This is a genomic window from Streptomyces sp. NPDC059874, assembly GCF_042731135.1.
Lineage (GTDB): Bacteria > Actinomycetota > Actinomycetes > Streptomycetales > Streptomycetaceae > Streptomyces.
In genome coordinates, this window is the sequence record NZ_JBHWJY010000039.1 from 1 (window position 1) to 13,342 (window position 13,342).

The following is a 13,342-nucleotide window of genomic DNA, read 5'->3' on the forward strand; positions in this document are numbered from 1 at the left end:
GGCGTGGGGGGCCTTTTCGTTTTTTAAAATTTTTTTTTCGGGGCTTCTTGGGGGGGGGCGCGGTGGGTGGGGGGGGGCGGGGGGCGGGGCGGCGGGGGGGGGGGCCCGCCCGCCGGGTGGATTCACGGCACCGGTCGGTCGGGCCTCAGGGCCGTCAGCCGGCCTTCTGGAGGGTCCAGACCTGCGTCGGACGACCGTCCGCGCGCTGGAGGTCGAGCAGCCAGTACCCGTAGTAGGGGCGGCTGCTCACGGTGAGGGCGAACCCGCCGCTCGGGTCGGTGACCGTCACCGCGCCCGCCTTCGACGTGACCCGCCAGGCCTGTGCGGCGCTCCCGCCGCACGGCTCCTGCGCGATCCACATGCCCGCCGCGGGGGCGCCGCCCGGCTGGAGGCACTTGCCGGAGACCGCGGACCGGATGCGGACCTGCCCGCCGCCCGCGTCGTCGAAGTACCACTGCTGCTGCGCGTACCCGTTGGCGCGGCCCCCGACGAGGACCGTGCCGTCGGCGGTGCGGCCGCCCCACAGCTCGGCGGCCATGCCGGTGCTGCCGTTGCCGAGCGTGTACTTGGTACCGGGGGTGGTGGTCGCGCCGCCGCCGCCCGTGCCCGCCGTCGTACGGAACGACGTGGCCTTGCCCGGCCCGCTGTCACGGCCCGAGCCGTCGCGGACGGAGACGGCGATCTTGTACGCGGTGTCGGGGCGGAGGTTGTAGATGCGCAGCGACTGGGACTGGACCCACGTCAGGTGCTTGCCGTTGAGCAGCACCTGGTACCAGGCGGCGCCCTCGACCTTGGGCCAGCTGACCACGACGGAGTCGGACCGGATCTGGCCGGCGGTCACCGAGGGGCCACCGGTGGGCGGCTTGGTCGGGCTCGCCGTCGGCTTCTGGGTCGGGGTCGGGGTCGGCGTCGGGTTGGGGTCGGTGCCGCCTCCGCCACCGCCCTTCGAGCGCATCAGGAACTGGTTGTCGGCGATGTTCCAGTGCGTGGCCAGGTAGCTCCCGGCCTTGGGGCTGGTGTGGAAGTAGTCGTCGTGGTTGCAGTCGAGGATGTTCTCCGACGCCTGGTTGGTGCAGACGTTGCGCATCTGCGGGTAGTACGGGGTGTCCGAGTAGCACATCACGTCGAACTCGTCGGTGCAGTGCGCGCCCCGGCTGGTGTTCGGGGCGCTGTTGTTGACCGCGCCCAGGTTGTGGCCGAGTTCGTGCGCGGCGGTGTGACCGCCCCAGCAGCCGGAGTCCGTACGCCCGTAGGAGGGCCCGAAGTTGCTCTGGTTGGCCTGCCCGGGACGCTCGTCGCCGTTGAAGGTGCCGATGCCGCAGTACACCTGGGTGTCGGCGAAGATCATGTACTTGCGGTCCCGGCGATCGAGGCCCTTGCCGGCGAGCGCGGAGTTCGTCGCGCTGAACTCGGCCAGCGCCGAGGCCGGGAGCTCGATGTTGAGCACGGTCGGGGTGCAGTCGGCGGCCGTCACGTAGCGGATGTGGCGTACGCCGCCGGTCTCCTGGGCGCTCGCCGCGTAGATGAGGTCGGCGTCGGCCGCCCACTTGCGGAACGAGGCGACGTACTCGGCGTACCGGTCGCGACCGGGAGCGTGGACGTACACGACCTGGACGCGGTTGCCGGTACTGCCGTCGCCGTCGCACTGGACGGTCTGGCCCGCGGGGCCGGCGGCGACGCTCTGACCGCCCGCCGGGGCGGCGGGCGCGTCGGCCTTGTCCTTGGCGGAGCCGGCGTCGGCGGCGGCGGGCGCGTCCTGAGGACGCCCGCCGCCTTCGGTGGTGGCCGGGTCTTCGACGGCGGGGTGGGCCGGATCGGCGGCCGCGGCCGTCTGCTTGACGGCGGGCGGGATGTCCTTCGTGATGTCGACGCCCTGGGGCGGGGCGTCGGGGCCGTGCGTGCACAGACCGCCTTCGGTGCGGAACACGCCCACGCACCGGTCGCCCTTCGGGGCGGCCTGGAGGCCGTCGTAGATCATGCCGCGGGCGTTCTCGTTGGCGGGAGCGCCCGCGAGGGGGGCCGGCTCCTGGTCCCGGGCCGGCTCGGCGGCCATCACGGCCGTGTCCGTACCGGCCTGCGCGGGGGCGGCGGCTTCGGCGCCGTCGCCGATCCCGGAGTAGGCGATGCCTGTGGTGATCACCGCCGCCGCGGCCATGGCGGCGGTGAGGAGTATCAACCGCCGGGGTTTGCGGCGGTGTTCGCGTCGTCTGCGTCGTCCTGTCATGGGCACCTCAAGTCGTTGGTCGGATGACTGGGTGCGCGGAAGCCTGCCAGACGAATGCTCCGGAGAATTCGGACAAAGGTGAGGGCGGCTCAGGAAATCGTTCCGTTACCTGTCACTCAGATTTGACGAACAATCAACTTGCAAGAAAACAAGGGGAGTTACGCGCGTCGCATTCGATTGGTCCAGGCCTTCTCGAAGGATTCGTTATCAAACCGAGATAGAGCCGGTTTGCTTGTTGACGGGAATTCAGTCAGGGATTCATCCAATTACTACCTGTCGAATTCCCTCCGTCACGACCCGTGAGGAACCTTGGAGTCCGGTCGGCCCGAACGGGCCGGCTACCGCCCCGGGGTCGACCGAACTCCCGGTTGAAGGCGCGCGACAAGGCGTACGGGTGCCGTGGCCGACCCGACGGGACGGCGGCGGCTTCGCCCTCGGCCGATGCGCTGCCTACGGCCCGAAGGGGGCGATCACCCCTCGCCCGGGAGGAGGAACGCGCGCCGCTCATCCGAGGTCAACTCGCGCAGCAGCCGGGAGCGGACACGGCGCAGCAGGGCCTCCGGGTCCGTCGCGGTCACGTCCCAGATCCGTACCGTGCGGTCGCGTGAGGCGGTCGCGAGGCGGGAGCCGTCCGGGTGCCAGTCCAGGCTGTTGAGCCAGTCGCCGCCGACGCCGACGACCGCGAGCTGCGTGGCAGTGTCCGGGTCCCAGAGCCGGAGCGTACGGTCCCGGGAGGCGGAGGCGATCCGAGTGCCGTCCGGGGACCAGGCCACGCCTTGGACCCGATCCTCATGACCGGTCATGATGGCGAGTTCGGTGCCGACGTGAGGGTCCCAGAGGCGCAGCGTACGGTCGCGGGAACCGGTGACGAGGCGGCTGCCGTCCGGCGACCAGTCGATCTTCCAGGCGTGGTCCGCGTGGCCGGTCAGCACGGTGACCGCCGCGCCCGTGCCCGTGTCCCACACGACGATCGTCCGCCCGGTGCCGGACGTGGCGAGAAACCGGCCGTCCGGAGACCAGGCCGTCCCGGTGAGCCAGTCGTCCTGGCCGCGCACGCGCCGCCCGGACTCCAGGACGTGCAAGGTGGCGCCCGTGGCCGCGTCCCAGATCCGCACGGTGCTGTCGCGCGAGGCGGTGGCCACCCGCGTGCCGTCCGGCGACCACGAGACGTCGGACAGCTCGTCCCGGTGCCCGAGAAGGCGCGTACGGGAGTCCTCGCGCCCGGGGTGCCACACCATGGCCTCGCCGTCGCGCAGGGACGCCGCCACCCGGGTGCCGTCGGGCGACCAGGCGACGTCCGACACCTCGGCCCCGGGGTGCAGCACGCCGTCGGGCCGGCCGGAGCGCGCGTCCCACAGGCGTACGGTGCCGTCCTGGGAGGCGCTGGCTATCCGCTCCCCGTTCGGGGACCAGGCGGCATGCCACACCGAACCCTCGTGCCCGTGCAGGCTGTTGGTCCGTTCGCCGGCGTCCCAGACGGCGAGGACGCGGTCGCGGGAGGCGCTGGCCAGCCGGGACCCGTCCGGCGACCAGGCGACGTCGTACACGGTGTCGGTGTGGCCGCTCAGCCAGAGCCCGGCCTCCGCGGCCGCCCCTTCCGGCTCCTCGGCCAACTGCCAGACGCGCACGCCGCGATCCTCGTCACCCGCGGCCAGCCGTCGCCCGTCCGGCGACCAGGCCAGGCAGTTGAGGCCGTCCATGCTCTCCAGCAGCTGCCGTACCCTCCAGGAATCGGTGGACCAGATCCGTACCGTGCGGTCCTTGGAGGCGGAGGCGAGCATGCTCCCGTCGGGCGACCAGCGGACGCACTCGACCGTGTCCTGATGGGTCCGCAGCACGCGCAGGGCCTCCCCGCCGGCCGCCTCCCAGATCCGTACCTCCGCCCCTTCGCCCGCGCTGGCGATCCGCTCGCCGTCGGGGGACCAGGCCACGCTCCACACCGTGTGCGTGTGCCCCTGAAGCGTGCGGACCTCGGAGTGGGAGGAGGCGGGACCGGTGTCCCAGACGCGCAGGACGCGGTCGCTGCCCGCGGAAACGAGGCGGCTCCCATCCGGTGCCCAAGCGACCGCGGTGACGCCCTCGTCGCGCCCCTCGGGCCGCACCGTGTGCCGCAGCACGGCGAGCCGCGTCCAGGTCCCGGTGTCCCAGATGGCCACCGTCCCCTCCTTGGCGCCGCAGGCGATCCGGCTTCCGTCCGGCGACCAGGCCAGGGCATCGAGTCGACCGCCCCCTGCCAGGTGCACGGCGGGCTCCGCTGCGAAGTCGGCCTCGGTATCCGCCGCGGGCCACACCCGCAGGCCGCCCTCGCGCGAACAGGCCGCCAGCCACCTGCCGTCGGGCGACCAGGCCGTGCCCGTCACGGCGGCGCGGAAGCCCCGGTGGACGCCCCGCAGCCGGGAGGAGTCCAGGGCGGTGCGCAGCGCCTGGCCAAGGGCCGGCGTGAGCCCGCACTCCTCGGCCGCCGCGAGCCCGGCCGCCATCGCCAACTCCGGCCTGAGGTCGGCGCTTTCGAGCAGGCGGACGGCCACCGCGTCCGCCGCGCGCGCCATCGTCGCCCGGTCCGCCCGCGCCGAGATGTCCACGAACTCCACGACCAGCGGCGCCGCGCCCAACACCCGGGCGGAACCGTCCATCCACTGCCGGGCCGCCGCCAGCCGCTCCCCGGCCAGCAGATACGCGTCCGGCCGGCCGGCGTGCTCCCAGTCCTGGGCCCACCGCTCCAGCTCGGTACGCCGGTGCAGCTCGTCGGCGCGCGCGGCGACCGCCTGGCTCAGCGGCGGCCAGCGCCGGAAGAGGGCCTCGTGTGCCACGTCCAGCGTGCCGTCGTCGCCCGTCAGGAGCCGGCCGGCCACGAAGGCGTCGGCGACCTCCCGCTGCGCCGGTTCCAGATCGGCGCGCGGAACGCGCCGCCGGGTGGGCTCGCCCCGGTCGACCGTCACGAACCGCAGCAGCGTGGGGATGACGGGCGCCTGCGCGCCCAGCTCGGCCGTGATCCGGTCCGCCCGGTCGGACAGGGCTCCGGGCACACCGCCGAGGGCGCGGTAGGTCTCGTCGGTCACCGTCCCGCCGGAGCCGCCGGCCCGCAGGTACAGCTCCTGGAGGGTGTACGCGAGCAGCGGAAGCGCGTCGCCGCCCCCGCAGTCGTCGACCATGCGGGCCACGACCCCGGGCGCGAAGGTGAGGCCGGCCTGCTCGGCGGGCCGCTCGATGACCTCGTACAGCTCCTCACGGCCGAGCGCCCCGATCGTCATGGTGTCCCGGACCAGCTCGGCGAGCCCGCTCTCGAGGAAGCCGGTGAGGAAGTCCGAACGCAGGGTGGCGACCACCCACAGCTGCGGGTCCTCGCGCAGGGCCGTGCGCAGCGCCGTCAGGAAGCCGGCCCGCTCCTCGGGGCCGGACAGGGTGAGCAGCTCCTCCAGCTGGTCGACCACGAGCAACGCGGGCCGTGCGTCAGGCAGTTGATCCAACCTCCGACGCAGCGCCCCGACCGGGTCCGTGCCCGGCGAGAACGGCTCGGCGACCGCCCACCGCCTGCGCCGCCGGGCCAGCGCCGGCAGCAGTCCGGCCCGTACGAGCGAGGACTTGCCGCTGCCGGACGGCCCGACGACGGTGACGCACCGCGCCGCCCGCCCGGGCACCGCCGGGTGCAGCCGGCCGACCAGCTCGGAGACCTCGCGGTCACGGCCGAAGAAGACGGCCGCGTCGGCCTCGGTGAAGGCTTCGAGCCCGGGAAAAGGAGGCTGATCGGAATCCCACACCCGCCGGACGGCCACGGGCCGGTCGAGGTAGTGCAGCCAGACCTGACCGGCGATCAGGGCCAGTACGCCGACGCCGATCAGCGGGATCGACCACGTACGCAACAGTCGGAGCGGAAGCGGGACGTGGCCGTCCGCGCTGGTCGCGTAGTTCGTCGCGATGGCCAGCAGCGCCCCGACGAGGACGAGCAGGACATCGAGTATCAGTTTGAGAGGCCGTCGATCCACTCCGACAACCTAACCGGCCGCCCGGCCCCACCTCCGCAGCGGGTGCCGACAAGTCAGGCCCCCGGCCTCGGACTTCGGTCCTAGGACCTGCGGTGTCCCGCGCACCCCGGACCTGGTTCCCGGGTCCGATGCGCGTCCGCCCGACCGCGCGTAGCGTGCACGCATGGACACGGACCACGCGAGCGGCGCGCTCGACGAAGCCCTGGAACGGCTGCACACATCGGGACCGGAGCGCCTCGGCCGCCTCACCAACCACGCCCCCATGGTGGTCGAAGCCCTCGCCTCGCACGGCCGGTCGGCCGCCGTGCACCGCTGGCTCGACCTGTACGCGGGGCACCTGGAGGAATTCCCCGCCCCCTTCGCCCCCGTCACCGGGGCCAACTGGCCCCAGGCGCTCGGCGATCCGCGCCGTGCCGCCGACTGGATCGCGTACTTCACCCGGGAGATCGCCGACCACCCCTGGCGGGACCTGCTCGCCACCTGGTGGCCGCGACTGCTGCCCGGAATGTACGGCGGCTCCACCCACCCCGTCATCCGGGTCGGGCACGCCGTCCGCACGCTCACCCTGAACGGCGAGAACGCACCGCGCCTGACCGAACTCGCCCACGGGCTGGGCTATTGGGCCGCCCGGCACCAGCCGGTCACCGGCATCACCCCGCTGGTCGTCGCGGCGGGCGCCGGCGCTCACGAGGCCCTCGACTCCGTGCCGCCCATCGCCGACCTCAGCGGCGGCTTCCCCGCCCGGCTGGCCCGCGTCGACCGCCTGCCCGCCTGGCAGCCCGGGGCGACCGACCCGGACGAGGCACAGCTGCGACTCACCGAGCTGGTGCGCGCCGCGACGCACCGCTACGCCACGCACGGCCACGGCAACGCGACGATGATGGTCCACGCGGCGACGGCCCCCAACGCCGTGCTGCGCACCCTCCCGGCCCTCCCGCGCGGCCAGTGGGCGGCGAGCCTGCACGCGGCATGGACGGCCTCCGCGGCGGTGACGGCGATGTACGCCCCGGCCGAGCCGGCCGCGTACGCGCGCCCCGGTTCTCGCCTCACGGCGGAGGACGTCATGGAACGCGCCCTCGCCCACGGCGACGAGCACGTGATCAAACTGACCGACACCGCGCTCGACGTCGGCGACGAACAGGCGCTCGCCGCAGCCCTCCGCTCGGCCGAACTCAGCGAACCCCTGCGGGGCTGAGGAGTCCGCGCAGGTCGATGACCTCGTAGCCCTCGTCCTGGACCGCGTCGATGATCCGGGGGAGGGCCTGCGCGTCGATGACGACCCCGTCGCCCGTACTGCCCACGTGCATCTGGAGGATCGCGCCGGGAGCGAGCGCGTCGACGGCCCGCTCGACCGCCTCGTCCACGCTCATGCCGCCCTCCGGGCCGAGGTAGCCGTTGGTGTCGGTGGTGAACTCGATCGCCGCGTACCCGAGCTCGTTGACGTCGGCGACGGACTCCTCGGAGGTGGCACTGTACGGGAACCGGAAGAACGGCAGGGGCTCCACCCCGGACGCCGCGCGGATCGCCGCGTCGGCGCGCCGCACCTCCTGCGCCCGCTCCGCCGTGCTCAGGTCGTCGAAGTAGGGGTGACTGTGGGAATGGTTCCCGAGGCCGTGGGCGGCGCCCATGGCGCGCACCGCGGCGGGGTGGGCCTCGGCGAACTCCCCGGTCGGGAAGAAGGTCGCGGCCAGCTTCCGGCGGCGCAGCTCGCCGAGGACGGTGTCAACCCCGCTCTCGTCCCAGGCGGCGTTGAAGGTGAGCGCCACGACCTTGCGGGACGTGGGGAGCCGGCGAATCTCACTGCCGAGCAGCTCCGCCGGCGGCCGCGGACCGCCGGGCACCGCTCCTGCGCGCGGCGCTGTTCGGCCCGATGCCGACGCGACCGACCACGGGGCGAGCCCCGCGGCCACCAGAGAAAGCGCCGCCACCGCGGCGCGTCGTACCGGATCCACCATGGTCACTCCCTCCACCGCGGCCGCCGGGTGACGGCCTGCGACGACTATGGAAGAGGCGGAGCGCGGTGCCCGGCAGACCGTGCCGGGCACCCGGGTGATGTCAGACGGGCATCCGGCGCAGCCGGGTGGTCAGGTGGTGCTGGAGGGGCTGCCCCACCGCCGCCATGTCGTGGGTGACCGTCATCTCCTCTTCACCCAGGGCGTAGTGGCGCCGCGTCCCGGTGACCTCCTTGGCCAGCGGGGTCAGCGCCACGTCCTTCGTCTCGATCTCGATCTCCGTGTCGGTCACCCGCCCGACGTACGTCTCGACGATGCCGGTCGGGTGGGCGAGTACGACTTCCAGGGTCGCGTCGGGCGTCACCCGCCACCATCCCGCCTCGCGCCCCGCCGGGCGCACGGGCGCCCCGGACCCGTCGATCAGCCACGCGCGTGCCTCGTAGCGCAGGAAGGGCCGGCCGTCGTGGCTGAAGGTGATCTCCTGCTCGTACCGGAAGTCGTTCTCCAGCGTCGGGTACTGGCCCTCGCCCCGGCCGTGCCAGCGCCCGATCAAGGACAGTACGGGCTTCAGCAGCGGGTGCGGCTCGGGCCCCTCGCCGAGGACGTGGGTGTCAGGGTACGGATTGTCCTGCGCCGACTCGAACATGTTCACCTTGCCTGTGTACGAAGATCCCGAGCTCCGCAGCCTAGGGCCTGGACCGGGCCCGCCCGTCCCGGGGAGCGGGACGGGCGGGTCGGACGGGCGGGTACCGCCGGCTACCGGGTCGGTACGACCCCGGCGACCGAGGCCGGAACCGGTGCCAGACCGGCCGGCCGGGTGGTGAAGGTGCCCCGGCCCTGGGTCCGGCCGCGCAACCGGGACGCGTAGCCGAAGAGCTCGGCCAGCGGCACGACCGCCGTGACCACGGCGGCACCGGCTCCGGCGGTGGAGCCCGACACCCGGCCCCGGCGCGCCGCGAGATCACCCAGCACGCCACCGACGGCGTCCTCGGGCACGCTCACCGTCACCTCCACGACCGGCTCCAGCAGCTCCAGGGTGCTCGCGCGCAGCGCCTCGCGCAGGCCGAACCGGCCCGCCGTGCGGAACGCCAACTCCGAGGAGTCCTTGGAGTGGGTCGCCCCGTCAGTGAGCGTGACCCGCAGGCCCGTCACCGGGTACCCGCCCAGCGGTCCCTCGGCGAGGGCGTCCCGGCAGCCGGCTTCCACGGCACGCGCGTACTCCTGCGGCACGCGCCCGCCGACGACCGTCGACCGGAACTCGAAGACCGCCCCGTCCAGCGGCTCGACATCGAGGACGACGTGCGCGAACTGTCCCGCGCCACCGTCCTGTTTGACGTGCCGGTGGACCAGGCCGGTCACCCCGCGCACGACGGTCTCCCGGTACGAGACCTGCGGTCGGCCCACCTCGATCTCCACCCCGTGACCGCGGCGGACCTTCTCCACCGCGACCTCCAGATGGAGCTCGCCCATCCCCGACAGCACCGTCTGTCCGGTCTCCGGGTCGGACCGCACCGCCAGCGAGGGGTCCTCCTCGACCAGCCGAGCCAGCGCCGAGGCCAGCCGCGCGGTGTCGGTACCGCGCCGGGCCTCGACCGCCACCGACACCACCGGGTCCGCCACCGACGGCGGTTCCAGGACCAGCGGCGCCCCCGGCGCGCACAGGGTCGTGCCCGCCCGGGCCGCCTTCAGCCCGATCACCGCGACGATGTCACCCGCGCTCGCCTCCTCCCGCTCCTCGTGCCGGTCCGCCTGCACCCGCAGGATCCGGCCGACCCGTTCGGTGCGGCCCGTCGCCGGATCCAGCACGGACTCGCCCTTGCGCAGCGTGCCCGCGTAGACCCGTACGTAGGTGAGCCGACCGGTGGCCGTGGCCGTCACCTTGAAGGCGAGGGCCGCGAACGGCTCCGCCGGATCGGGGGCGCGCTCCTGCTCCGCGCCGCCCGCCACCGTCCCGCGCACCGGCGGCATGTCCGCCGGCGAGGGCAGGTACGCCAGTACGGCGTCCAGCAGCGGCTCGATCCCCCGGTTGCGGTACGCCGAACCGCACAGCACCACCACGGCGTCACCGCTCAGCGTCAGCTCCCGCAGGGCGCGGACCAGGGTCCGCTCGGTCAGCGCCGACGTCGCGCAGAACTCGTCCAGCGCCTCCGCGTGGAGCTCCGCCACCGCCTCCTCCAGCAGCCGGCGGCGCCGCTCGGCCTCCTCGCGCAGGAACTCGGGGACCGGCCCGGCCTCGTACGCGTCGGAGCCGGCACTCCAGAGCAGCGCCCGCATCGCGAGCAGGTCGACGACACCCGTGAAGGAGTCCTCACGTCCGACGGGCAGCTGGACCACCAGGGGAACGGTGCCCAGCCGGTCCCGGATCGAGGCGACGGCCGTGTCGAGGTCGGCGCCCGCCCGGTCCAGCTTGTTCACGAACGCGATCCGCGGCACTCCGTACCGGTCGGCCTGCCGCCACACCGACTCGCTCTGCGGTTCCACGCCGGCGACGGCGTCGAACACCGCGACCGCCCCGTCCAGCACGCGCAGGGAGCGCTCGACCTCGTCGGCGAAGTCGACGTGGCCGGGGGTGTCGATGAGGTTGACGCGGTGTCCGCCCCAGGAGCAGCTGACGGCCGCGGCAAAGATGGTGATGCCGCGGCCGCGTTCCTGGGCGTCGAAGTCGGTGACGGTCGTGCCGTCGTGGACCTCGCCGCGTTTGTGGACGGCGCCGGTGGCGTACAGGATGCGTTCGGTGACGGTGGTCTTGCCGGCGTCGACGTGGGCGAGGATGCCCAGATTGCGGACGCCGGTGAGGAGGGTGGTGCGCATGGCCCGAGGCCTTTCGAATGACGAGGAAGAGGGCAGCGCGATTCCCGGACGCGAACCTCGCCCGCCGGCCGGACGGCGGTGCGGGCAGGTCGATGTCAGACGTACTGAGGTGGACCGAGCCGAACTCAGTCGTGCGTCACGGGCATACGGTGCCGGCCGCGCGGCCGGCACCGCACGCTCCGAGACACCGGGATCACGTCGTACCGGGACCGGGGAGCGAAGGCGGCGGTGCGGTGAACGCACATGGCTCGGCTCCCCTTTCTCTTCACTCGGCATGAGGCGGCGCGCGGCCCCGTCGGCAGCGCGTGTGGCGAGTGTAGTGAGCGAACGAGTCGCGGGGCACGGGAATTTCCGGGTCGATTCCCGGCCCGATGCACCCGTTCGGACGTCATACTCGGCCATCCCTCGCGTTCCCCGCCCCGTCCGGAGAGCATCGGCATCAGCATCGGGACGACGGAAGGAGCGGGGATGCGAGGCGGAACGGTCGCAGTGGTCGGGGGGAGCATCGCGGGCTGCGCGTTCGCCTCGGCGGCCGCGCGGGCAGGCGCGGAACAGGTGGTCGTCTACGAACGCACCCGCGGACGGATGGCCGACCGGGGAGTGGGTCTGTGCGTCCACGACGACCGAGCCGCCGAGCTCGCCGCCATGGGCACGCTGCCCGCCGGGATCGCCACGCACCGGCTCACCCGGCGCCGGTGGGTGGTGCGGGACGCCGCGGCGCCGGCCGGGAAGCTCTTCTGGGAACAGCCGTTCCCCTTCCACTCGTACCACTGGGGCCTGCTGTGGCGCGGGCTACGGGAGGCGACACCCGCCTCCGTGGTCTACCGACAGGGCGTCACGGTGACAGGTGTGGCCGGGGGCGGTGCAGGGGCCGGCGGCGGGGCCGAGGTGGCGCTGGCCGTCGCAGGGGCCGCGGAACGTCATGACCTTGTCGTCGGCGCCGACGGCTACCGCTCGGTCGTCCGTGACGCGGTCTGCCCCGAATCGCGACCGCACTACGCCGGATACGTCTGCTGGCGCGGAAACTTCGACGCCCGGCTGCTGGACGACCTCGGCGCGGACGCCTGGCCGTCCGACGCCGTGACCACGGTGTGCTTCCCCGGCGGGAGCTGCGTCGTCTACCGCATCCTCGGGCCGGACGGCACCCGCGTGAACTGGGTCCTGTACGCCGTGCCCCCGCAGGGCGGCGCCCTGCGCCTCGACGACCCGACGAGCTTCCCGCCGGGCCGGCTGACGGCGGAACTCGCCACGGGACTGGCCGAGTTGCTCGCCCGGGAGTTCCCTCCGTACTGGGCCCGCCTGATCGCCCTGACCCCGCCGGAGGACACGTTCGTCCAGCCGATCTACGACTTGGAGAGCGCCCGGACCACCGCCGGACGCATCCTCCTCGCCGGTGACGCCGCCACCGTCGTACGGCCGCACAACACCAGCGGGGCGGCCAAGGCCCTGCAGGACGCGGCCGTCTTCGCGTCCGCCTGGCGCGCCGCCGACTCCTGGGACGAACTGCTGAACGCCTACCAGGCCGCGCGCGGCGCGGCCGGCCGGGAGCTGGTCGCCCTGGCCCGCCGCCTCGGCCGCGCCCAGGTGGAGCAGACCCCCGACTGGGCCAAGATGGGCCGGCGCGAGGCCGAATCCTGGTGGCAGGGCCAGCTCGCGGGCGCCGCGGGCATCGGAGGCCAGGCCATGAAGCCGGACAGGCCCTAGTGCTGCTGGTGCTGCGGCAGGTGCGCCTTGGCGTCGTCGTAGGTGCCGTGGCCGGCCGATGTGGCGGGGGAGTAGAAGAGGTTCAGCACACCCGTCTCGAAGGTCTCGCAGGAGAGCAGCTTCAGCGGGATCGGCGCCCCGCCTTCCTCGAAGAGCCGCAGGCCCGTGCGGACGGCGATGGGGTGGACCAGCAGGTTCAGCTCGTCCAGCAGCCCCGCGGCCAGCAGCCGGCGCACCACGGAGACCGAGCCGCTGATCCAGATGCGACCGGTGCCCGGCTCGTTCTTGAGGGCCGTGACGGGCCCGGCGAGATCGCCCTCGATGCGCTCGGAGTTGCGCCAGCCGGGTTCGAGCGGCCGGTTCGACACGACGATCTTCCGGGCGTCCCCGAGGAGCTTGGCTAAGGGGGCGTCCTCACCGCCCGCCGCCTCCCTCCCGGGCCAGGCCCCGGCGAAGCTGTCGTAGGTCCTGCGGCCGAGGAGCAAGGTGTCGGCCGTGCCGAGGGTGGCGTCGACGGCCGCCCCCATCTCCTCGTTGAAGTAGGGGAAGTGCCACTGGTCGGGCGCCTCCACGACGCCGTCGAGCGAGATGAAAAACTGCGCCGCGATCTTCCGCATGCCGGCCCGTCCTCACAGAAGCCGTCGTGTTTCCTGACGCTCCCAGTAGAT

General features: G+C 73.5%; 8 protein-coding genes. 2 read left to right on the forward strand and 6 right to left on the reverse strand.

All coding sequences use genetic code 11. The features are described from left to right. Positions 1 to 154: 154 nt before the first annotated feature. Together ACFV9H_RS22275 and ACFV9H_RS22280 are read right to left on the reverse strand one after the other, a co-directional pair. Complete coding sequence (locus ACFV9H_RS22275; RefSeq protein WP_385400873.1) at positions 155 to 2,224, reverse strand: RICIN domain-containing protein; 2,070 nt, start codon at positions 2,222 to 2,224, stop codon at positions 155 to 157. 470 nt (positions 2,225 to 2,694) lie between these two features. After that, positions 2,695 to 6,207: an AAA family ATPase gene (locus ACFV9H_RS22280; RefSeq protein WP_385400876.1), complete on the reverse strand. Its 3,513-nt coding sequence runs from the start codon at positions 6,205 to 6,207 to the stop codon at positions 2,695 to 2,697. 163 nt (positions 6,208 to 6,370) lie between these two features. Between ACFV9H_RS22280 and ACFV9H_RS22285 the strand changes: the two genes are divergently transcribed. Then, positions 6,371 to 7,402, forward strand: coding sequence for a questin oxidase family protein (locus tag ACFV9H_RS22285; RefSeq protein ID WP_385400878.1), 1,032 nt, complete (start codon positions 6,371 to 6,373; stop codon positions 7,400 to 7,402). Here ACFV9H_RS22285 and ACFV9H_RS22290 read toward each other — a convergent pair. The 3 genes from ACFV9H_RS22290 to fusA all read right to left on the reverse strand — a co-directional run bounded on the left by ACFV9H_RS22290 (position 7,380) and on the right by fusA (position 10,970). After that, positions 7,380 to 8,162 carry a polysaccharide deacetylase family protein gene (locus ACFV9H_RS22290; RefSeq protein WP_385400881.1) on the reverse strand — a complete coding sequence of 261 codons (783 nt, stop codon included), beginning with the start codon at positions 8,160 to 8,162 and terminating at the stop codon, positions 7,380 to 7,382. The two genes, ACFV9H_RS22285 and ACFV9H_RS22290, sit on opposite strands and share 23 nt — an antisense overlap. A gap of 100 nt (positions 8,163 to 8,262) precedes the next feature. Beyond that, positions 8,263 to 8,805, reverse strand: a complete 543-nt coding sequence (locus ACFV9H_RS22295) for an FABP family protein (protein ID WP_385401042.1) — start codon at positions 8,803 to 8,805, stop codon at positions 8,263 to 8,265. A gap of 110 nt (positions 8,806 to 8,915) precedes the next feature. Beyond that, the gene (gene fusA, locus ACFV9H_RS22300; RefSeq protein WP_385400884.1) at positions 8,916 to 10,970 is read right to left on the reverse strand and encodes an elongation factor G; all 2,055 of its coding nucleotides are present in this window, start codon (positions 10,968 to 10,970) and stop codon (positions 8,916 to 8,918) included. Between the two features lie 468 nt (positions 10,971 to 11,438). On the opposite strand from fusA, the gene ACFV9H_RS22305 reads away from it, so the two are divergent. Further along, positions 11,439 to 12,674, forward strand: a complete 1,236-nt coding sequence (locus ACFV9H_RS22305) for an FAD-dependent monooxygenase (RefSeq protein ID WP_385400887.1) — start codon at positions 11,439 to 11,441, stop codon at positions 12,672 to 12,674. Here the strand turns inward: ACFV9H_RS22305 and ACFV9H_RS22310 are convergent. Beyond that, the gene (locus ACFV9H_RS22310) at positions 12,671 to 13,291 is read right to left on the reverse strand and encodes a dihydrofolate reductase family protein (protein ID WP_385400889.1); all 621 of its coding nucleotides are present in this window, start codon (positions 13,289 to 13,291) and stop codon (positions 12,671 to 12,673) included. The two genes, ACFV9H_RS22305 and ACFV9H_RS22310, sit on opposite strands and share 4 nt — an antisense overlap. Positions 13,292 to 13,342: the final 51 nt, after the last annotated feature.